Consider the following 20559-nt stretch of genomic DNA (forward strand, 5'->3'; position numbering starts at 1 on the left):
GGGCGTGGGCGCTGCGGCCGGGGCACAGGCGGTGAACGCGAGCGACAGCGTGAGCGTGGCGGCGACGGATGCGGTTCGGCGGGGACGTGGGTTCATGACGCTCTCACACTATTGAGAACGATTCTCGTTATCAAGTCGGGTGGCATCTCAGCCCGCCGCCGCGAGGCCGAGGCGCACGGAATAAAGGAGAAAACGTGAAACGAAGGAGCTGTGACGCGGAAGGCGCCTTCGAAGCGCGCGATCTCCTTCATTTCGCGTCATGCCCACGGCCGGTCAGCCCGAACGTCGGCACCCCGGCGTAGGGTCGCAACATGAGCAGCACAGCATCCGGAGAAAGTCATGGAGTGGTCCCCTCCTACCTGCTCGCGCGCCTGGCCGAGTCGGGGCGTTTCCCCAAGGCCGCAGCCGCCGCGCGGCAGACGCTCACGGCGGGCCGCCCGCCGTTCCGCGCGCGCATCGACCTGTCGATCGACGAGAACGGCGACCTCGTCGCCCACCTTTCGGATGCTCCGAACCGCACGATCAGCGACGCCGGCAACACGCAGCAGCTTCCCGGCGCGGTGGTGCGTGGCGAAGACGACGGCCCGGTGGAAGACACCGCGGTGAACGAGGCCTTCGACGGGCTCGGCGCCACATTCGAGATGCTGCTGGCCGCGTTCCAGCGCAACTCCCTCGACGACGCCGGCGCCCCGCTGGACGCGACCGTGCACTACGGCGTCGACTATGACAACGCGTTCTGGGACGGCGAGCGCATGGTGTTCGGCGACGGCGACGGTGAGGTGTTCCAGGGGTTCACCGGTTCGCTCACCGTCATCGGACACGAGCTCGCGCACGGCGTCGTGCAGCACACCGCGAACCTCGAGTACCAGGGACAGCCCGGGGCGCTGAACGAATCCATCGCCGATGTGTTCGGAGCCCTGACCGAGCAGTACGCCCTCGGCCAGACCGCCGACCAGGCGACCTGGCTCATCGGCGCCGAGATCTTCACCGATGCCGTCGAGGGTGCGGCGCTGCGCTCGATGATCGCACCCGGCACCGCCTACGACGACGACGAGCTCGGCAAAGACCCGCAGCCCGACCACATGAGCGGTTTCGTGCGCACGACCGAAGACAACGGCGGGGTGCACATCAACTCCGGCATCCCCAACCGCGCCTTCGCCCTGTTCGCGACCGACCTCGGCGGCAAATCCTGGGAGCGGGCGGGCACGGTCTGGTACCGGGCTCTCACGGGAGGCCTGTCGAGCACCGCGACCTTCACGGAATTCGCCGACGCGACGGTCGCCGCCGCCACCGCGCTCGACGATGCCACGGCCGAAGCGGCTCGACGCGCCTGGAGTGCCGTGGGAGTCTATGAGGATGAGCGAGTCCCCTCCACCGACTGACACGCACGTCGTGATCGCGGTGGTGCGCACCGGCGGCATCGCGGGCATCCGTCGTCAGTGGCGGGTGGAAGCCGAGCCCGACGAAGCCGGGGAGTGGATCGACCTCATCGACGGCTGCCCGTGGGACGAGGAGACGGATGCCGGCACCGGCGCCGACCGGTACGTCTGGAGCATCCGGGCCCGCACACCCTCCGAGCGCCGGGAACGCGACGTGCCCGACTCCGCTCTCGACGGCCCCTGGCGCACCCTCGTCGAAGCGGTGCGCACGGCCGCCAGGCGCTGAACCCGCATCCGCTCCGGCTCCCGATCAATCCGGTGTGAATCCGGCCCCGTCGCCGCCGGGCAGGTTCACAATGGAGACCATGGGACTGTTCCAGCAGAAGCCGGAAGAACAAGAGAACCAGTGGGTGCTGCCCTCTGAGCCGCTCGAGCGCACGGAGGCGGACGTGCTCGACACGGCGCCCGTCGTCGACCCGCTCTCGATCGGACTCGGCGCGGAGACCAGCGGCGACCTGAGCTCGGTCCTGTTCCCGGTCGCACCTCCCGCCCCCGAGGCCGTCGCGGCCGAGAACGGCGAGCCCGAGGCTGAAGAGGACTGACCTGCACCACGTCGCAGTTGCGCCACCGCGACGCAGGGCAACCATCGATTCACTGCGACCCCGGTGCGAATCGACGACGGGCCGCGCGGCTACGGTTGAGGGATGACGATCACCGCCGCCGCAGACGGCTCCGCCCTGGGCAACCCCGGCCCCAACGGCTGGGCCTGGTACATCGACGACGCGAACTGGGCTGCCGGCGGTTCCCCACACGGCACCAACAACCAGGGCGAGCTGCGCGCGGTCCTCGAACTGCTGCTCGCGACCGCCGGCACCGACGAGAAGCTGCTGATCGAGTGCGACAGCCGCTACGTGATCGACTCCGTGACCAAGTGGATGCCGGGCTGGAAGCGCAAGGGCTGGCGCAAGTCCGACGGCGGACCCGTGCTCAACCGCGACCTGCTCGAGGGCATCGACGAGGCGATCCGTGGCCGTGACGTCGAGTTCTCGTGGGTCAAGGGGCACGCCGGACACCCGCTCAACGAAGCGGCCGACGAACGCGCGAACGCCGCCGCCAAGGCGTACCAGGCGAAGCAGGAACCGCGACGAGGACCGGGCTTTACGAGGGGAACGGATGCCGGCGCTGCCGTATCCGGATCCGCGTCCGTCGCCGCATCCGCACCGTCCGCATCGGCCGGTTCCGCGGCTGCCGGGACGAGTTCCGCGGGCGCGAGTGCGGTCACGACCGAGGACCGCGCCCGCTCGACCGCGGCAGCGGCAGCATCCGCCCCCTCTCCCGCCGCGGCCGCCTCGCTCGCGGAGCCGCTCTGGGCCGAAGCATCCGATCTGCTCGACGGCCTGGACTCCCCCGACGACGACCCGATCGAGCTGCGGATCCCCCTCTCCTCCGACGAGCACGCCCGCCTGCGCGACCGAGCCGAAGCACAGGGCGTCTCGCTCGAAGAAGCCCTCCGCCGCCTGATCTGAGCGGCTGCCGAGGCGTAAACTCGCCCCATGTCGACTCCTGCCCGCACCATCGGCCGCATCTTCCTCGGCGCCTCCCTCGTCTTCGCGGGCGTCTCCCACCTCACGGTGGCTCGTGAGGAGTTCCAGGCCCAGGTTCCCGAGTCGCTACCGCTCGACCCCGATACGACCGTGCTCGCCTCGGGCGTGGCCGAGGTCGCGCTCGGCTCTGCCCTGCTGCTGGCGCGACGCCGTCGGCGCACGGTCGGCACGATCGCCGCGCTGTTCTTCGTCGCCGTGTTCCCCGGCAACGTGGCGCAGTGGATGCACCACCGTGACGGCTTCGGCCTCGACACGGACATGAAGCGTTTCGTCCGGCTGTTCTTCCAGCCAGTGCTCGTCGCACTGGCGCTGTGGTCGACCCGCGAACTCCGACGCTGACACGCCGACACAGGATCATCGGCGCGGACCCACACCCGTCGGGACGGACGCCCTCTGCGGCGCGACGGAACCTCGGAGGTCCGATCCGTAGACTCGGCGGATGAGGAAAAGGCGGGTGAAGCAGCGGTGAAGGCGCGTACCGCCTTCGGCCTGCTCCGCCTCGGCGCTGCCGCCGTCTGCCTCGTGGCGCTCATCCACCGGCTGAGCTGGGGGCTCGCGTCGCACACGATCGCGAGCCAGAACTTCTTCGCTTACCTGACCAACCAGTCCAACATCGCGTTCGTCGTGCTGCTCACGATCGCGGGGGTGCTCGCTCTGCGCTCGGCGCGGGATCCGCGGTGGCTCACGGTGGCACTGGCACTCGTGCTGACCTGGACGATCACCGCCGGACTGGTGTTCGCGATCCTCGTCTGGCAGGCCGGCATCCGCGGCATCCGCATCGATGTGCCGTGGTCGGATCAGGTGTTGCACTTCTGGCTGCCGGCGCTGACGGTGGCGGCATGGGCCCTGGCGCCCGGCCACCGATCGGTGCCGTGGCGGGTGGTCCCGGTGTCCCTCGCCTACCCGGTGCTCTGGGGAATTGCGACGATGATCCGTGGGCCGATGATCGGCTGGTACCCCTACTACTTCCTCGACCCGCGGCAGGTGAGCGGGCCGCTCGAGTTCCTCGCGTCGGCGGCGATCGCGCTCGGCAGTTTCGCCGTGGTCTCGACCCTGCTCGTGCTCATCAGCCGCATGCCGCTGCCGAGACGACTGCGGACGGATGCCGACGACGAGGCCGATGCTCCGGACCGGCCGCCCGCGGTCGAGGGCGAGCAGGTGCCGGAGGAATCCGCGCGGGAGACGGCGACCGCGCGGAGCTAGACGCGTCGGACTTCGTGGCGCCGGACGGAACGGCGTCGGTGGAAGCGGCTCCGACGGGGAGCGCGGTCAGACCCAGAGCGTGAGCGAGGCGAGGGCCGCTTCGAGGGCCGCCTTCTCGTCGAGCGCCGCGAAGTCCGCGGCAGCGGTGCCGCCGACGAGGCCAACGAGCACATTCTCTCCGGTCGTCGGCTGCAGGTTGATCCAGGTCGGGATCAGCACATCGGCTCCCACGGCGTGCCAGATCGACTCCTCGTTCTGCCAGAACGGCTCGTCCCACCGCAGCCAGACGGTCTCGATCGCCCCCATGCCGAGAGCGGCGATCGCACCCCGCTGCGAGAACGGGAGCGCCGGCTCGAACTCGATGCTGCGCTTCTGGAGCACGCCCAGCGGAACCGTCACGACGACCCGGTCGAAGGACAGGGCCTCACCGGTGCCGAGGCGGATGCTGACGCCGGAGTCGTCGTACGCGATGCGCGCGACCGGGGAGCTCAGCCCCACCTGCACGCCGTCGAGCGCATGCTCCACGAACGGGGTGAGATCATCGCGTGCCGCCTTCGGCTCACCGGTCGGCAGCGGCGGGGCCAGCCAGCTGGAGAGCTCGTCGGCATCGGCTCCGGTGCGGGTGGCGAGAATCGCGAGCAGTGCGGCGGTCGCGGGGTCGGCGGGATCCACGCCTGCCGCGGTGAGGGCGTCGGCGACCGAGGAGTCTTCGGGAGCCGCCTGCGCCGTGGTCATAGCCGCGGTGAACGGTTGCGGGTCGACCGGGTCTGTATCGCCATCCGGTGTGCGCCAGAGCTCGCCGGTCAGCTCCTCGATGCCGACATCGCCGCTCGTCAGCTGGTCGAGGACCTCGGAGTCGTCATCGCCGAAGAGCCAGGCGCCGAGCTGCACCGGCACCGGCCACGAGTCGTCGACCTGCGAGTGGACGCGTCCGCCCACGCGGTCGCGCGCCTCGAACACGGTCACCTGCACGCCGCGTTCGGCGAGCAGTGCCGCAGCCGTGGCGCCCGCGAGCCCGGCACCGACCACGGCCACCCGCTCGCCGGAGCTGCCCGGGATCATGAGCTCTTCCGCGGCGCGCGCACCGGAGGCGATGGCCCCGCGCACCGTGCCGGGAGCATCCTCATCGGTCGCCTCGCCGGCGAAGAAGACGCGATCGTCGATGGGCAGACCCAGCGCGGTGCGGGTGCCGGCGACGACCCCGACGGGGGTGAAGCTGACGGCGCCGAGGGCGAACGGGTCGGTGGTCCAGGTGCTGCGGACGCTGCCGGCCGGCGCGGGAACTCCGGGCGGAGGCTCGGGCTCACGGGTGCGCGTGGGCGTCGGCGTGGGCGCGGGTTCGGGGGTGCAGGAGGCGAGAAGCACCGAAGCGACGCCGGCTCCGGCGCCGAGGAGCAGAGTGCGGCGCGTGATCCTCATCGTGTCGCCACTTTATCCCGAGCCGGGCGGTTCTGCCTCGGCGGGAGGGGTGGTGCGGCCGTCGCGCGCGTTCACAACTCAGGAATAAGTCGCCCGCACACGGCAGAACAGGCCGGATCCGCGGGGATCCGGCCTGTTCATCCTGAGTTGTGAACGCGACGCCGCGGTCAGACGGCGAGCAGCTCCCGCTCCAGGCGGGCGAACGACGATTCCATACCGTCGGCCATGCCGGTGGCGAGGATCATGTCGCGCGTCTCCTTGTCGGGGTACTCGATGAGCACCGTGACGAGGGTCGCTCCGTCTTCTTCGTACAGGTTCAGGTCGTTGAGGGTCTCGGTCGGCATGCCCTGCATCCGCTCGGTGGTGACCGCTCGGCGCGGGGCGTCGATCAGGAGCGCCTCCCCTTCGAAGCCGAACGGCTCCCCCTCGGTGTCGCCGACTGGCGCCCAGGAGTTCCGGTACGACTGGCCGACCTCGGTGGCGGCGACGCACTCCGTCATCTCCCAGCCGTCGGGGCCGAGCATCCACTTGCGGATGAGCTCGGGCTCGAAGTGCGCACGCCAGACCAGCTCGCGCGGCCCTTCGACCAGACGGGTGATGCGCACGTGGGTGTCGTCGAGCAGCTCCACCCGGGTGCCCTTGCCCTGCGCGTAGTCGCGGAGGTCCTGCAGTACGGCATCGAGCTGCGCCATCGCCATCTTGATGCCCTCGACCTGGCCCATCTCGACGACCTGCTCGAGTGCATCGACCGAGTCGAAGTGGCTCGTCGTGACCATGCGGGTGCCCTCGGCGGTGGGCTCGAACGAGAACGACATCCGCTGCGCGGGGAAGCCCTCGAGTGGCTTGCCGGACTCGTCGACGAAGGAGTCGATCACTTCGAAGGAGTTCGGTGCCTCGATCGAGAGGAACTCCCACGACCCGGACGACTTCTCGCCGCGCGGGCCGTTCATCGAGTAGACCGCGCGTCCGCCGACGGTGTGGTCCCAGGCGGTGAAGGTGGCCGGCCATCCGGGAGGGCCCCAGAAGCGCTCGAGCTGGCGCGGATCGCTGTAGGCGCTCCAGACCCGCTCGATGGGGGCGGCGAAGTCGGCGACCACGGTCATCGTGAGGTTGTCGGCATCGGTGGTGACGTCGGTGACAGGCATTTCAGTCTCCTTGCTCGTTCTTCTGGGTGTCGCTGTTGTCGGATGCGCCGGACCGAGGCGTCTCGGCCAGCAGGTCGTCGAGTCGGGCGATGCGCGACCGCCACAGCTCTTCGTATCGGGCGAGGAGCGCCCTGGCGCGGGCGATCATCTCGGGGTTCGCGCGGACGAGCCGCTCGCGTCCCTCGGCGCGCTTGACGATGAGGTTCGCGGCCTCGAGCACGGCGACGTGCTTCTGCACCGCGGCGAACGACATCTCGTAGTCGGCGGCGAGGGTCGATACCGACTGCTCACGCTCGATCGTCCGGCGCAGGATGTCGCGCCGGGTCGACGTCGCCAGTGCGTGGAAGACACGGTCGACCTCCGCTTCGCTCAGTTCTCTTTGTGCAACCATTTGGTTGTACGTTATGCCTGAGCGGAGGGGATGTCAAGGGGTCGGTTGTGACTTGCGGCTTTAGATCGGACTAGATGCTTTACATCGGACTACCCGAGGCTGAGCCGGACTGAGTCCGATCTAAAGCCGAGTGCTGGGGGCCGCCTCCCTTCGGAGTGGCAATGAAGCCAGCTGCGGTCGCGAGGAAAGTCAGATCGTCAGGCCGACTCATGCAGGACGACGGTCAAAACGCGCGCACATCCAGACCCCGAATACGGATGGTTGGCGGTCGGCAGAACCTGCGCCGAAACCCATACACCACCCGTTTCGGCGCCCTAACGTTTCGGCAGGGGGTTACGGCGGGGCGACGCTCGGCGTGTCGCACTTCCCCAGCACCACCACGGGTGCCCGGCCGCAAACGATCGTTTTCGGTGGTAGCCCGGGCACGACATCAACAGCGAAGTCGAGGATGATTGAGTCGTGGAGATTGAGCTGCTTTATATCGCCGGTTGCCCCAGCTGGGTTGAGGCTGGCCGTCGTGTTTCTGAGGCGCTACGAGAAACAGGCCACGACGAATCGGAGGTTCACTACCGACTCATTCGGACGGAGGAGGACGCGGGCGCAGTCTCGTTCGCGGGCTCCCCCACGATCACCCTGGATGGCAACGATCTCTTTCCGGGGTCGGGGCGAAGCAATGACCTCGCCTGCCGTATTTACAGCACCCCTGCTGGGCTGGCCGGGATGCCAACGGTTGAACAGATTCGAGAGGCGCTCTCCGCTCATGGCGACTGACGAGGACGTTGCGTGCACGTGCTGCGGGCGACATCTGCCACGCAAGAAGCTGCACGCACTCGGAGACGATCGCGCTTTCATCTGTCGACGATGCGGCTGGTGGGTGGCTCTGCGCCTACATCGCGACCGCCCGCCTGCCTAAGCGTGAACTCACTCAACGGCTGCCCACGGCGATCGCGCCGATGTAGAGGGCGAGTTGATGGGTGTCCCACCACCGCACAACGGATCTCACTCGGTGCTCTCATCCCCGGCGCGGATCATGAAAACTGCTCCGGTGATCGCTGCGGCGAAGATTACGATGTCGGCGATGTTGCCGATGAACCAGTTTCCGTAGGCGAGGAAGTCCACGACGTGACCACGGGCGAATCCGGGGTCCCGGAAAAGGCGGTCGCCTGCGTGTGAGGCGGAAGCGCCGCCGAGCGCGCCGATGACGATCGCCCATCTCACGCGTTGCACTCGGAACGCGAACACGATCGCTGTGACCGTGGCGGCGACAGCGAGCAGCGCGAACACCCAGGTGAAGCCTTCCCCGAAGGAGAATGCCGCTCCGGGGTTATAGGCGAGCTGCAAACCCAGCAGGTCACCGATCAGCGGGATGCGCTCACGGTCGGTGAGGGTCGCTTCGGCCCACACCTTGGTTCCCTGATCGATCAGCACGACGACCACGGCGATCAAGAGCGCTCCACCAGTGAGCTGCCGCCGCCGGGTCGACGACAGCTTGCGCGCAGCGGGCGGATGAGCCTCTGACTGGGAGGAGGTCATGCGAGCACCTCGATCAGACGGACGATGACCCCAGATTCGATCAGGATGAACAGGCCCAGGCCGATGAACACGGCCGGTACGAGCCAGTGCTCGACGCGCTCCAGCCCCTCGGTAACAGCCTTGTTGGTGCCGATCAGCCGGCCGGCCGCGCACCAGACCGCGACGAGGATGAGGAACACGACGATCATGATCGCGACGTCGACTGGGGTGCTGGTGCGGAAGATTGGCGTGTAGAGGGAGATATTGTCGGCCCCGTTGGCGATCGTGATCCCTGCGACGCCCCATAGTCCGACCGCGGTGATCTTGGAGTCGTCGTCGTCATTGTCGCCGTTGCGGCGCAAGCCGCGAATGAGCGTCCACACGCCGATGCCGAGCGGGATCAGACCCAGGAACCCGACCCATTCGTCCGGAACGATCGTGAGCCCGAGCGCGGCTATCACACTGATCACGACCAGGGTGATGAACCCGAGATACTGGCCTGCGATGATCTGCCACGGGCGGGGTTTCCCTCGACTGGAGGCGAGGAACAGCACGGTGAGCACGACGATGTCGTCGATGTTCGTCGCCGCAAAAAGGCCGATCGCTGAACCGATGGTGGCGAGCATCAGCTTTCCAGTCGTGGCGTGCGGGCGGCACGCAGGCCGTTGAGGATCACGATGACCTCCGCGACCTCGTGGACCAGGACGACAGCCGCGAGCCCCAGGACGCCGAAGAGCGCGAGCGGGAGCAGGGCGGTGATGATCAGCAGCGACAGGATGATGTTCTGGTTGATGATCCGTCGACCGCGCCGGGCGTGATCGAACGCCCGCGGGATGAGGCGCAGATCATGGCCGGTGAAGGCCACGTCGGCGGATTCGATCGCTGCGTCGGAGCCTGTCGCGCCCATCGCGATGCCGACGTCTGCGCTAGCGAGGGCCGGGGCATCGTTGATGCCGTCGCCGATCATCGCGACCGGTCCTGCCTTCGACAGTTCTGCGATCGCGGTCGCCTTGTCCTCCGGGCGCAGCTCCGCTCGCACGGCGCTGATCCCGGCCTGCGCAGCCAGAGCACGAGCGGTCCGGGCGTTGTCGCCGGTGAGCATCGTCACGCCGACGCCCTGGCCGGTGAGTGTCCGGACTACGTCAGAGACTTCAGGGCGCAGCTCGTCACGGACGCCGATCGCGGCGACCGGTGACCCGTCGCGGTGCACGATGACGACGGTCATGCCCTGCTCTTCCAGCGTTGCGACCCGCTCGACGAGGTCGCCGGCGTCCAGCCAGCGGGGACTGCCGACGGTGATTCTCGATCCGTCGACGGTGCCGTCAATACCGTGGCCGGCCTGCTCGGTCACATCTGCAGCTGCCGGTGTCCCCGAGGCTGCGGCGGTGATTGCTGAGGCAAGAGGATGTGTGCTGTGCTGCTCCAGGGCAGCCGCCCACGCCAACGCCTGGACCTCGGTTACACCGTTCGTGGTGAGCACGGCGGTGACCACGGGCTCGTTGCGGGTGAGGGTTCCGGTCTTGTCGACGGCGACGTGCCGGACCGTCCCGAAGCGCTCGAAAACGGCGCCGGACTTGATGATCACACCGAACTTGCTCGCCGCACCGATCGCAGCGACGACCGTCAGCGGCACCGAGATCGCCAGCGCACACGGGGAGGCCGCGACGAGCACGACGAGCGCGCGGGTGATCCACACCTCGGGGTCGCCCAGCAGCGAACCGATGATCGCGACAAGCGCTGCGAGGATCAGCACGCCGGGCACCAGCGGGCGGGCGATCCTGTCCGCGAGACGAGCACGCTCGCCCTTCTCGGTCTGTGCTTTCTCTACCAGTTCGACGATCGTGGTGAGCGAGTTGTCGGTGCCCGCAGCCGTCGTTTCGACCTCCAGCGCGCCGGCGCTGTTGATCGCGCCGGCCGACACAACATCGCCAGGCTGGACCTCGACCGGGATCGACTCCCCAGTGATCGCCGAGGTGTCCAGGCTGGAGCGACCGGAGCGGACGATCCCATCCGTTGCGATCCGCTCGCCCGGGCGGACCACCATGACCTGACCGACCATAAGCTCTCTCGCTTGCACCTGCACAGCGTTGCCGCCCTGCAGCACGGTCGCTGTTTCCGGGACGAGCTTCAGGAGCGCCCGTAGCCCCCCGCGGGCCCGGTCCATCGCCTTGTCTTCGAGCGCCTCAGCGATCGAGTACAGGAACGCCAGAGCCGCGGCCTCCTCGACGTATCCGAGGACGACTGCACCGATGGCGCTGATGGTCATCAGCAGTCCGATGCCGAGCTTGCCCTTGAACAGCTTTCGTATCGCGCCAGGCGTGAACGTCGACGCACCCAGCAGCAGACCGGCCCAGAACAGCACGAGCGCCGGAATCTCGAGGACGGACCACTCGAGGATCAGGCCGACGAGGAACGCAACGCCGGAAAGGACCGGCACCATGATCCCGCGGTCCCTCCACCACGGCCGCTCAGCCTCTTCGTGTTCCTCTCCCGCCGGGGCGGCGGACTCGTGCTCGCAGCCGCACGCCGCGCTCACGCGTCAGCCCCTGCTCCGCAGCAGCCCGGCACCGTGCAGGCCGAGTCCACACACGGCGCGTGCTCGTCCACAGCCAGCGTCACATCCACAAGCGCGAGGAGGGCCGCGGCGAGATGAGGGTCGGCGATCTCGTAGCGGGTTTGCCGGCCCTCAGGCTCGGCGACAACGATCCCGCAGTCACGCAGGCAGGTGAGATGGTTCGACACGTTGGAGCGCGTCAGCTCTAGCTCACGGGACAGGACTGCGGGGTAGCTCGGGCCACCGAGCAGAGTCATGAGAATCCGAGAACGCGTAGGATCAGCCATGGCGCGGCCGAGCCGGTTCATGACGTCGAGACGAGAAGCAATGGTCAGCATAAGCTGAACTATACAGTCTCCGCTGACCTATTTCCTATGCGGTCAAGCCAATGCCCTCAGGGCATGGTCTTCGAGCCCGAAAGAACGCTGCCGCCCAGAATGCACAGGCGAGCTCGACGCGTCTCTGACATGAGCCGTCTTCTGGTTCCGGACGCGCTCCGCGGGTTCGCGATTGTCGCGATGCTCATCGCGCACGCTGCTCCGTTCGTGCCGAACGCACCGTGGGCGGTGCAATTCGTCACGGCGAACTTCAGTAGTGTCGCGTCGCCGCTCTTCGCACTCGTCATGGGCATGTCGGCGGAGCTTGTGTGGAGACGCGGCGGCGCTGCGGGGGTGACGTTGCTGCAACAGGCTCTGCGTGGCCTGTTCCTCATCGTCCTGGGTGTGTGGATGGCCACGTGGGGCTCCTGGCTGGCGGTCATCCTGAGCTATCTCGGGCTGCTCATCATCCTCGGCGCGCCCCTTCTACTCCTGCGCAGCTCGGTCGTGATCGCCGCGACAGCGGTCCTTGTCCTGGCCAGTCAGCCATTGCTGAGCGTCGCACGCACCTGGATTTGGGTCTACACCGCGCCGCCGCCCGTGCGTGAGGTCACGACCTGGATGTTCCTGGGCCCTCAGTATCGGGTGGTCAACCTGTTGCCGGTGTTCCTCATCGGTGCCCTGTTGATCCGTCACGGCTTGAAACGCGATCGCTTGTTGTGGATCATGGCGGCTGTGGCGCTGTTGGCGTATCTTGCCTGGGGTTTCGGGCAGCGCTTCGGCACGGTGTTATCGGGGGACTACCTGGACTCTCTGAGGGATATTGGCTTGGTGTTCGCCGTCTACGTCTGCGTTGTGCTGGGGGCTACGGTGAGGCGGGAGCATGCAGAGCGTTTTTGGGGTGCTGTCTTTGTTCCCCTGTGCGCGTGCGGTCAGGTGGCGTTGTCCCTGTACTTGCTGCACGGCGGTCTCATCGCACTCTGGAGTAACGCGTATGGCCGCCCTGCCGAGAACTTCTACTTGGGATGGCTGGTGATCGTTCCGGGCATGATCGGGGCGGGTTGGGTGTGGTGGCGGTTTGTTGGAACTGGTCCAGTTGATGGGTGATGGGCTGGCTCAGCGGACGACGTCCCAAGGCTTTCTCGCTTCGCCCGTAGAACGGGCGCGTGGCTCACGGGTTCGCAAGAAGACTTGATTGGTGGGGCTGGTATCATCCTGAGGTCATGGTCGTCCACGGTCGCGCTCACAAATGCGTTAGCCGAGCCGACGAGTTCCTGATAACGAAGATCATTACAGCCCTCGGGCTGGCGCTTCTTCTCGTTGTCGGAGCATGGCCGGGCGGCCATCGTGACGTGACAGATACGACTCCGTATCTGAGCACGACATCCTCGTCGTCACTAGGGACGCCTTCTGTCGGCCAGGACTCCGCTGGTTCCGGTGAAAGCGTTGTCGGCGCGACCGCCGAACAATTCGTGACCGGGGATACCGCAAACGACATCGTGATCGGTGTTGCCGGGTGCCTCTTGGGTATCATCTGCTGCTTCTTGGTGCTCATCGTCACGCGGACCTTCCGCCGGCACGTCCCCGGTTCTCACATTCGCGAACGTTTGCCGCGCGCACCATCACTGGCGGCCATGACGGGGCGCCTGTTCGCATTGCCTCCTTCTCTCACACAGCTTTCTCTGTCGCGGACCTGACTCTGGCGGCGCCATCTCTTCGATGGCGCTCCACTGGTCGCCCTCGTTCGTTGTGTGTGTTTGGAGTGTCTATGAAACCTTCCGTGAAAGCGGTACTTGTCACCGTTGCTCTCGCCGTGGTGTTGCTGGTCGTCGCGCTGGTCTTCGTCCTTGTCAATCAGAATCGAGCTGCCGCACCCGAGACGGGGACCGCTGACGGTCCACAGGTCGTCCGTGAGAACTCGCATGTCCTCGATGACGGAGGGGAAGGGGCGGTGACGGTTGTCGAATTCCTCGATTTCGAGTGCGAGGCCTGCGGTGCGTTTTATCCCCTCGTCGAGGATCTCCGCGGCAAGTTCGATGGCGAGATCACGTACGTGATCCGCTACTTCCCGCTGCCTGGTCACCTCAACTCGAAGAACGCCGCAATCGCTGCCGAAGCCGCAGCGCAGCAGGGGCGGCTGGAAGACATGTATCACCGCCTGTTCGAGACGCAGCCTCAATGGGGTGAGGCTCAAGAGTCTCGTGCGGACCTGTTCCGGGGGTTTGCGGAGGAACTCGGATTGGACATGGCCGCGTTCGATGATGCGGTCGCTGATCCGGCGACAGCAGAACGGGTCCAGTTCGATCTCGACGAGGGTGAGCAGCTCGGTGTCAGCAGTACCCCCTCGTTCTTCATCGATGGAGAGCCTGTCGTGCTGGAAACGTGGACCGACCTGGAGGACAGCATTGAAGCCGCGGTGAACGGTGCTGAATGATGGCGCGTTCGCTATCGCACCGTCGCGTCATCATCGTTGGCGCCGGGCATTCCGGATTGGCGACAGCCGCCGCGCTCAGGTCCTCCGGGCTTGAGCCACAGAAAGACTTCGCGATCATCGATTCTGCACCCCCCGGTCAACGAAGCTGGGCCACACGGTGGCAGTCGATGAAACTGCGCAGTGCGGCACGCCACAGTGTCGTCCGCGGGTTCCCTTTCCCGGGCGATGAAGATCGTCATCCGAGTGCGGATGAGATGTCCGACTATCTGTCTTCGGTGGAGAAAGCCATCGGTGTGAAGACCGTGTGGAGCACACGAGCTCTTGGAGTCAACCGGTTGGGCGACGGATCCACGCTGCATCTGTCGACCTCCGCCGGGGAAGTGCAAACACGAAATGTGGTCTGTGCAACGGGAGCTGCCGCCGTGCCGCGCATACCGGGGTGGCGCCAGGAACTGGCAGTGCCCGGTGTTGTGCTGCATTCCAGCCAGTACCTCGACCCCGCGCAGATACCCCCCGGCCGCGTGTTGATCGTTGGCGGCGGATACAGCGGAGTGGAGATTGCTGAAGAACTCACGTCCTCCCACGACGTCACCCTCGCGACTCGAGCGGAACCACCACGGGCATCAGAGCGGCCCATCTGGTCAAGGCTGCGACGTAAGGGTCCGATGTCCGAGGCACGCCCCCGCGCAGCTTCGACAGACGTCACTCATGCCGCCGCCGTAACGGGGGTCAACGGAGACACCGTGATGTTCGCCGATGGGGCGTCCATGAAGCCGCAATCCCTGATCCTCGCGACCGGGTACGAGCCGGCAGACGGATGGCTGCCCGATTCGGAGCCCCCCGGGCAGCCATTACACGTCAGTGCACGCATCCCCGGACTGTTCACTGTTGGCATGCCGCGATACTCCCGGGCGGACGCTGACACCCTCGCTGGGGCGAGCCGTGAAGCGGCGACCGTCGCCCGGCTAATCGTCGGACGGCCATAAAGGAGCACCATGACAGAAACAGGGCACAGTCACGGTATCGGTGACGCCACTCCCCGCAATCGCCTGGTCATCGCGTTCGCGATCACCTCCTCGGTCTTCATCATCGAAGTAGTCGGGGCAATCATCACAGGCAGCCTCGCACTGCTCGTTGATGCGGCGCACATGCTCACCGATGTCGTCGGGTTGGCGATGGCCGTCACCGCTGCGCATCTGATGAACCGTCCCCCGACTCCCAAGTACACCTTCGGTCTTCAACGCACTGAGGTGCTCGGTGCACTCGCTCAAGCAGCTCTGCTGCTCGGAGTGGGCATCTTCGCGCTCGTGGAAGGCGTACGTCGGCTGTTCGAGCCCCCGGAGATCGCTTCGGGAAGTCTGCTGTTCTTCGGCATCGTCGGTCTCGTCGCCAACATCGCCTCCATGCTCGTATTGTTCAGCGGCCGCGGGCGCAATCTCAACATGCGCGCCGCGTTCCTCGAGGTCGTCAACGATGCCCTCGGTTCCGTCGGCGTCATCGCCAGCGCCATCCTCATCGCCGTTTTCGGTTGGTATCAGGCGGACGCTGTCGCGGGCGTCTTAATCGCGCTACTCATCATTCCCCGCACCCTCATCCTGTTGCGAGCATCCGGCCGGGTCCTGTTGGAGTCCACACCTGCCGGTCTCGACCTCGAGGATGTTCGCCGCCACATCCTTGCCCTTCCGCACGTGGTCGCGGTGCACGACCTCCACGCGACCCAGGTCTCGACCGACCTCCCCACGCTCACCGCCCATGTTGTGGTCGATGACACCGTCACGATGGAAGCTTCCGCCGAACTGCTGGCATCACTTCAGCAATGCGTCAGCGAACATTTCGCCGTGAGCATCGAACACTCCACCTTCCAGATTGAACCCGAATCCCACCCCGGAGAGCACGACACCCATGCATAAACGCCTCTCGGCACGCACCACTGCCGTCCTCACCACCCTGTTGTTGTCGGCATCCGTCGTACTTGGGGCTGCATCTCCGGCCGCCGCTCATGACGACTTCGTTTCGTCGTACCCCACCGCCGACTCGACCATCAACGGATCCCCCGACGAGATCTCTCTGATGTTCACCGGAACCCTCACCGGTGGTGACGACGCAACGGTCGTCGAGGTTATCGATGAAAGCGGAGCAAACGTCGCCGTCGACCCGCCGACGGTGAGCGGTGACTCGATCACCCAACACCTCTCCCCGGACGCCGCAACCGGCATCTTCACCGTCCGCTGGAAGACCGTCTCCGCCGACGGACACCCGATCAGCGGAGAGTATGTCTACACCGTCACGCCCGCGATGGCCACGGAACCCAGCACTCCGACCACAAGCCCCACCCCTGAAACCTCCCCAACCGAGGAGCCGGAACCGGCCCGACCCGCGCAAACATACGGTGGCACGGCATCCGGCGGCGGCGCTTTCGAACTGCTGCCCCTGTTCTTCCTCTCGGGTCTAGCACTGATTCTGGGGATCGGCGTTGTGGGAGTGGTTATGGCCGGGCGCCAGCGTCACCAGCGCGACCGCGCACAGGCCGCCAAGGATGCCGCAGCTACGGAGAACGACGCCGATGCGTGATCGAGTCCGCCGGTCGGCCGTGATGCTCATCGTCGCCGCCATCGTCATCCTGATCGATCAAGGCACCAAGACTCTTGCTCTGAACACGTTGCGGCAAGATGCGCGTATACCGCTGATCGGTGACTGGCTCGGTCTTCAACTGGCCTTCAACCCCGGGGCGATCTTCTCGCTCGGGGAAGGTTCCACATGGGTCATCACCGTCATCGGGGTCGCTGTCACCGCGGTCCTCATCGGTGCCGCCATCCGAGCCCGGAACGTCTGGTCGGCGGTTGGTTTCGGTTTCATCGTGGGCGGTGCGATCGGAAACCTCATCGATCGCTTATTCTCGCCGCCCGCGTTCGGGATCGGGCACGTCACCGACTTCCTCGCCTACGGGAACCTGTTCATCGGCAACCTCGCCGATGTCGCTCTCGGCATCGGTGCCGTATTCCTCATCGTCGCGGGTCTGCGCACAAGCCGTCGCCGGCCAGACCCCGCGTCCCGCCCCGATCCCGTCGACCCTGTACCCGCCGAAGAAACGGTTCACCCATGAGTCCCAAAGAACGCGTCCCCTCCACTTACCAGCGGAATGCCCTGGCCCCCAGCCTCGTCGCCGCCGCGATCCTGTTCCTGGCCCCGGCGCTCTTCCAGGCGAACTGGGCACCGCTCGTCCTCTTCATCGCCTCGATTTTCGGGCTGATCGTCGGGTGGTTTGCGCTGCAGGCACGCCACTGGTGGTGGATCCCGGTTTTCCTCGCGATCGCCGTGCTCTGGAATCCGGTGATGCCGTTCCCCTTCTCCGGTGTCGTGTGGACCACAGCACAGCCCGTCGCGGCCGTGGTCTTCTTGGCAGCGGGTGCGACGATCAAGGTGATCCGGAAGTGAGCGGCGTGAGCTTCTCGTCACGACCATGCGTGTGAGCGGCGAGATCCCGGACAGTCCCCCGTCACTGCAGACGTTCCTCGCACCGGCCGACATTCCTCTTCCGGTGCTACCCATCGTCGCGGGGATCCTCGCTGCGCTTTATCTCGTCGGAGCGATCCGATTGTGGACGCACGGGCGTCGTTGGCCCGTGTGGCGGACGGTCAGCTTCCTTCTCGGGTGCGTTCTCCTCGCGGCGGTCACTGGCCTGGGCGTTGAAACGTATGGCCAGGCGCTGGTGTCCGTTTTCATGTTCCAGCAGCTCACTCTGATGATGATGGTGCCGCCGCTACTGGTCCTCGGCTCACCCGGAACCCTTCTTCTGCGAGCAACACCGCATCACGGAGCGGGACGGGTAGTCCTCACAGCGGCCCACAGTGCTCTTCGAAGCCCGGCCGCGAGATGGGTACTTAGCCCGTGGGCCACTGTGCCGCTCTACCTGTTCGCGTTCTACGGCATCTACCTTGCGGGTGCTGCCGATTCCATCCTCACTCTCCCCACGGGTCACGTCGCGCTCGAGGTCGGATTCCTCCTCGCCGGCATGCTGTTCACCATCCCCATCTTGTCCTCCGATCCTCTGCCGGTCAGGTTGGGTCACGGTGCCCGTGCGCTGGATGTGTTTGCTGAAGCCGCGCTCCACGCATTCTTCGGGGTGTTCCTCATGATGGCCAGCACGATCCTGGTCGGCTCGTTCGTCGCCCCCACAGAGGCGCTAGGCATCGATCCCCTCGCTGACCAGCAGCTAGCCGGTGCTCTGGCCTGGTCCTACGGCGAAGCCCCGACCGTGCTGATGTTGATCTACGTGATGCATCGTTGGTTCCGCAGCGACACCGCTCGTGCTGCCGCGGCGGACCGGTACGCCGACGTGCATGGGAACGCCGACCTCGACACGTACAACGCCTATCTGAAAAATCTGAGCTCTCATGACCGTGACCGCTGACCCGTTGGTGGGACCCCCCATTTTCGTTCGATCGAGGCGCGGCAACCCCAGAGAGCACAACGCGCGCCTGCCTGTTGCGGTGCCGTTTTCCGTAGCGATCATCGCGGCCGCCGTCGCAGGAGGAATACTGGATTTCGCCTACCCCGCATACGGGTGGTGGCCCGCAGCATTCGTGAGCGTAACCATCGGGCTGTGGACGCTCCGCGGACGTTCTCTACCCGGGGCGTTCCTGATCTCCCTCGTCTACGGCGCGGCCTTCTACTTCACCCACTTGGCATGGGTGTCACGGTTTCTGGGGCCTATCCCGTGGGTCGCGCTGGCTGGCTTGGAAGCTCTGCTGTTCGGTGCCGGCGGCGTGCTGATCGCACTCGCCTATCGAGCCACCACCCGGACCGGATACGGGTACCGCGCGATTACCCCTCTGCTGGTCGCCGGGGTGTGGGTGCTGCGAGAAACGCTGATGGGTAGCACGCCGTACACCGGGTTCCCATGGGCGCGCGTCGGTTTCAGTCTCGCCGAGAGCCCGCTCGCGGAGGCCGCATCCTGGGTTGGGACCACCGGGCTGTCCTTCCTGACAGTCCTGGTCTGCGCGAGCGTTGTGGAAGCCCTCATCCTCCGCCGATGGGAGCCAGCAGCAGCAGCGGCGGTCATCGTCGTTGCCGCGATAGCCGTCCCTCTGTTCCCGACTGAGCAAGCGGGAATGTTGCGCGTCGGATGGGTGCAGGGCAACGGTCCCAGCGGCTACTTCGACACCAAAACAACAGGTGACATCCTGCGCGCGCAGGAAGAAGCGACCGCTCCTCTTCTGGACCGTGAGATGGACCTTCTCGTCTGGCCAGAAGGGGCCGTCGACGCCGATCCCCTGCGCGATGTCGCCGTCGCGGGCCGCCTTGATCGACTCGTGCAGGGTGCCGGCGCTCCGGCACTGGTGAATGCGGCGACCACCCGCGGAGCCGACACGTTCAACACCTCGATGCTGTGGACCAGCGCCGGGCCGCAGCAGCTCCACGACAAGGCCAACCCCGTCCCTTTCGGCGAATACGTCCCGGACCGTTGGTTCTACGAAGCCATCGCCCCCGACCTCATCGGATTGATACAACGCGAGTACACGCCCGGCTCCAACACACCCCTCATGAACGTTGGCGATGTGCCCATCGGTCTGGCCATCTGTTTCGACGTCATCTACAACGACGTCATCCACCAAAGCGCGGCCTCTGGTGCGCAGATGTTCGTGTTTCAAACCAACAACGCGGACTTCAGAGGCACCGACGAGAACCTCCAACAGCTGGCCATCGCCCGTATGCGCGCGCTCGAAACAGGGAGAACTGCCGTCAACGTCTCCACCACCGGGACCAGTCAAGTCATCGGCCGCGATGGAAAAGTGTTGGCTCAGGTTGCGGTGGACACGACCGCGGCGAAGATCACCGAGGTCCCCCTCCGCACCGGCACGACCCTCGCCGTCGTGCTGATGCCGTGGCTCGGCTGGACACTCAGTATCGGAAGCGTACTCGCGCTGCTCGTCGTGTCGATCCGACAGCGGCGGTCGGATGCTCACTCCCAGGAAGACGGATGGATGAAGTTGTGAAACTCAAGATTCTGACCTCTGTCGCGGCACTCTGCGCACTGTTTCTACTCAGCAGCTGCGCACCCACCGTCCACCTCGAGCCCGCAGCAAACGCGAATGACCCGCTGTGCGCAGAGGTCACCGTACGACTACCGGACTCGATAGGCGACCAGGATCGCGTCTGGACGGACGCTCAGGCCACCGCAGCATGGGGCACCCCCAGCAGCGTGCTCCTCACCTGCGGGTCGGAGCCCCCGGCCCCCACCACGCTGCAATGTGTCAGCTTGGGTGGCGTCGATTGGATCGTCGACGAGGAGGACACCCCGAATCTGCGGCTCACAACCTACGGCCGAGAGCCAGCTGCCCAGGTGTACGTGGACACCACCACCCTGTCGGCAGACGCGGTTCTTGAATCTCTCGCCGGGGCGATCCAGCAGCTCCCCAAGACCGGTGAATGCACGGCACCTGTGACCGAAGACCCAGACGTCGTAGGCGATGAGACGGGAGATACCGCTCCATGAATCCCGTTGTTCTCCGGATTGTTGGTCCGACGATTCTCGTTGTCGCCGCACTCATCGCTGCGGTGGTCGGGCTCGCGATCGGTGGAGGAGCTGCACCAAGACTCA

The 20559-nt window shown here is 66.2% G+C and carries 25 protein-coding genes; 18 read left to right on the forward strand and 7 right to left on the reverse strand.

From position 1 onward, the window contains the following. Positions 1-311: 311 nt before the first annotated feature. The 6 genes from GZ67_RS0106200 (at position 312) to GZ67_RS0106225 (ending at position 4186) form a co-directional block, all read left to right on the forward strand. A complete protein-coding gene (locus GZ67_RS0106200) occupies positions 312-1382 on the forward strand; it encodes a M4 family metallopeptidase (RefSeq protein ID WP_029264108.1) in 1071 nt (356 codons plus the stop codon). Further along, a complete protein-coding gene (locus GZ67_RS0106205) occupies positions 1357-1665 on the forward strand; it encodes a protealysin inhibitor emfourin (protein ID WP_029264107.1) in 309 nt (102 codons plus the stop codon). The genes GZ67_RS0106200 and GZ67_RS0106205 overlap by 26 nt, the downstream gene beginning before the upstream one ends. A gap of 79 nt (positions 1666-1744) precedes the next feature. Continuing rightward, positions 1745-1981: a hypothetical protein gene (locus GZ67_RS0106210; protein WP_029264106.1), complete on the forward strand. Its 237-nt coding sequence runs from the start codon at positions 1745-1747 to the stop codon at positions 1979-1981. A gap of 102 nt (positions 1982-2083) precedes the next feature. Then, positions 2084-2905 carry a ribonuclease H family protein gene (locus tag GZ67_RS0106215; RefSeq protein WP_029264105.1) on the forward strand — a complete coding sequence of 274 codons (822 nt, stop codon included), beginning with the start codon at positions 2084-2086 and terminating at the stop codon, positions 2903-2905. Between the two features lie 27 nt (positions 2906-2932). Continuing rightward, entirely contained in the window at positions 2933-3322 is a 390-nt protein-coding gene (locus GZ67_RS0106220) for a DoxX family protein (RefSeq protein ID WP_029264104.1), read from the forward strand. Between the two features lie 126 nt (positions 3323-3448). Beyond that, the gene (locus GZ67_RS0106225; RefSeq protein ID WP_231481710.1) at positions 3449-4186 is read left to right on the forward strand and encodes a Pr6Pr family membrane protein; all 738 of its coding nucleotides are present in this window, start codon (positions 3449-3451) and stop codon (positions 4184-4186) included. A gap of 66 nt (positions 4187-4252) precedes the next feature. Here GZ67_RS0106225 and GZ67_RS0106230 read toward each other — a convergent pair whose 3' ends face one another. The 3 genes from GZ67_RS0106230 to GZ67_RS0106240 all read right to left on the reverse strand — a co-directional run bounded on the left by GZ67_RS0106230 (position 4253) and on the right by GZ67_RS0106240 (position 7141). Beyond that, entirely contained in the window at positions 4253-5605 is a 1353-nt protein-coding gene (locus GZ67_RS0106230) for a flavin monoamine oxidase family protein (protein WP_029264102.1), read from the reverse strand. A gap of 167 nt (positions 5606-5772) precedes the next feature. Then, complete coding sequence (locus GZ67_RS0106235; RefSeq protein WP_029264101.1) at positions 5773-6750, reverse strand: SRPBCC family protein; 978 nt, start codon at positions 6748-6750, stop codon at positions 5773-5775. Between the two features lies 1 nt (position 6751). After that, positions 6752-7141 (reverse strand): ArsR/SmtB family transcription factor, encoded by a 390-nt coding sequence (locus GZ67_RS0106240; protein WP_029273822.1) that lies wholly within the window; start codon positions 7139-7141, stop codon positions 6752-6754. 459 nt (positions 7142-7600) lie between these two features. Here GZ67_RS0106240 and GZ67_RS19670 point away from each other — a divergent pair, with 459 nt between their 5' ends. Continuing rightward, positions 7601-7912: a hypothetical protein gene (locus tag GZ67_RS19670; protein ID WP_029153956.1), complete on the forward strand. Its 312-nt coding sequence runs from the start codon at positions 7601-7603 to the stop codon at positions 7910-7912. 228 nt (positions 7913-8140) lie between these two features. Here GZ67_RS19670 and GZ67_RS0106245 read toward each other — a convergent pair whose 3' ends face one another. The 4 genes from GZ67_RS0106245 to cmtR are packed head-to-tail and all read right to left on the reverse strand — an operon-like array spanning position 8141 to position 11545. Beyond that, entirely contained in the window at positions 8141-8674 is a 534-nt protein-coding gene (locus GZ67_RS0106245; protein WP_029264099.1) for a signal peptidase II, read from the reverse strand. Then, complete coding sequence (locus GZ67_RS0106250) at positions 8671-9279, reverse strand: cadmium resistance transporter (RefSeq protein ID WP_017201915.1); 609 nt, start codon at positions 9277-9279, stop codon at positions 8671-8673. Before GZ67_RS0106250 ends, GZ67_RS0106245 begins: the two co-directional genes overlap by 4 nt. Beyond that, positions 9279-11189: a heavy metal translocating P-type ATPase gene (locus GZ67_RS0106255; protein ID WP_029264098.1), complete on the reverse strand. Its 1911-nt coding sequence runs from the start codon at positions 11187-11189 to the stop codon at positions 9279-9281. The genes GZ67_RS0106250 and GZ67_RS0106255 overlap by 1 nt, the downstream gene beginning before the upstream one ends. Next, positions 11186-11545 carry a Cd(II)/Pb(II)-sensing metalloregulatory transcriptional regulator CmtR gene (gene cmtR / locus GZ67_RS0106260; RefSeq protein WP_017201917.1) on the reverse strand — a complete coding sequence of 120 codons (360 nt, stop codon included), beginning with the start codon at positions 11543-11545 and terminating at the stop codon, positions 11186-11188. The genes GZ67_RS0106255 and cmtR overlap by 4 nt, the downstream gene beginning before the upstream one ends. A gap of 129 nt (positions 11546-11674) precedes the next feature. On the opposite strand from cmtR, the gene GZ67_RS0106265 reads away from it, so the two are divergent. The 11 genes from GZ67_RS0106265 to GZ67_RS0106310 all read left to right on the forward strand — a co-directional run bounded on the left by GZ67_RS0106265 (position 11675) and on the right by GZ67_RS0106310 (position 20454). Then, entirely contained in the window at positions 11675-12631 is a 957-nt protein-coding gene (locus tag GZ67_RS0106265; protein ID WP_017201918.1) for an acyltransferase family protein, read from the forward strand. Between the two features lie 116 nt (positions 12632-12747). Then, positions 12748-13221: a hypothetical protein gene (locus GZ67_RS20525; RefSeq protein ID WP_136025676.1), complete on the forward strand. Its 474-nt coding sequence runs from the start codon at positions 12748-12750 to the stop codon at positions 13219-13221. Between the two features lie 71 nt (positions 13222-13292). Further along, positions 13293-13958 (forward strand): DsbA family protein, encoded by a 666-nt coding sequence (locus GZ67_RS0106270; protein WP_029264097.1) that lies wholly within the window; start codon positions 13293-13295, stop codon positions 13956-13958. Continuing rightward, positions 13958-14944, forward strand: a complete 987-nt coding sequence (locus GZ67_RS0106275) for an NAD(P)-binding domain-containing protein (protein WP_029264096.1) — start codon at positions 13958-13960, stop codon at positions 14942-14944. The genes GZ67_RS0106270 and GZ67_RS0106275 overlap by 1 nt, the downstream gene beginning before the upstream one ends. A 9-nt stretch (positions 14945-14953) precedes the next feature. Beyond that, complete coding sequence (locus GZ67_RS0106280; RefSeq protein WP_017201921.1) at positions 14954-15868, forward strand: cation diffusion facilitator family transporter; 915 nt, start codon at positions 14954-14956, stop codon at positions 15866-15868. Beyond that, positions 15861-16529, forward strand: coding sequence for a copper resistance CopC family protein (locus GZ67_RS0106285; protein ID WP_017201922.1), 669 nt, complete (start codon positions 15861-15863; stop codon positions 16527-16529). The genes GZ67_RS0106280 and GZ67_RS0106285 overlap by 8 nt, the downstream gene beginning before the upstream one ends. Then, positions 16522-17061 (forward strand): signal peptidase II, encoded by a 540-nt coding sequence (gene lspA / locus GZ67_RS0106290; RefSeq protein WP_017201923.1) that lies wholly within the window; start codon positions 16522-16524, stop codon positions 17059-17061. Before GZ67_RS0106285 ends, lspA begins: the two co-directional genes overlap by 8 nt. Further along, complete coding sequence (locus GZ67_RS0106295; protein WP_017201924.1) at positions 17058-17393, forward strand: DUF6804 family protein; 336 nt, start codon at positions 17058-17060, stop codon at positions 17391-17393. Before lspA ends, GZ67_RS0106295 begins: the two co-directional genes overlap by 4 nt. Before the next feature lie 25 nt (positions 17394-17418). Further along, positions 17419-18369, forward strand: a complete 951-nt coding sequence (locus GZ67_RS0106300; RefSeq protein ID WP_017201925.1) for a cytochrome c oxidase assembly protein — start codon at positions 17419-17421, stop codon at positions 18367-18369. After that, positions 18353-19954, forward strand: coding sequence for an apolipoprotein N-acyltransferase (gene lnt, locus GZ67_RS0106305; RefSeq protein WP_197021087.1), 1602 nt, complete (start codon positions 18353-18355; stop codon positions 19952-19954). The genes GZ67_RS0106300 and lnt overlap by 17 nt, the downstream gene beginning before the upstream one ends. Continuing rightward, positions 19939-20454, forward strand: coding sequence for a DUF3515 family protein (locus tag GZ67_RS0106310; RefSeq protein ID WP_036304312.1), 516 nt, complete (start codon positions 19939-19941; stop codon positions 20452-20454). The genes lnt and GZ67_RS0106310 overlap by 16 nt, the downstream gene beginning before the upstream one ends. Positions 20455-20559 lie beyond the last annotated feature (105 nt).

This window comes from Microbacterium sp. Cr-K20, assembly GCF_000708325.1.
GTDB lineage: Bacteria > Actinomycetota > Actinomycetes > Actinomycetales > Microbacteriaceae > Microbacterium.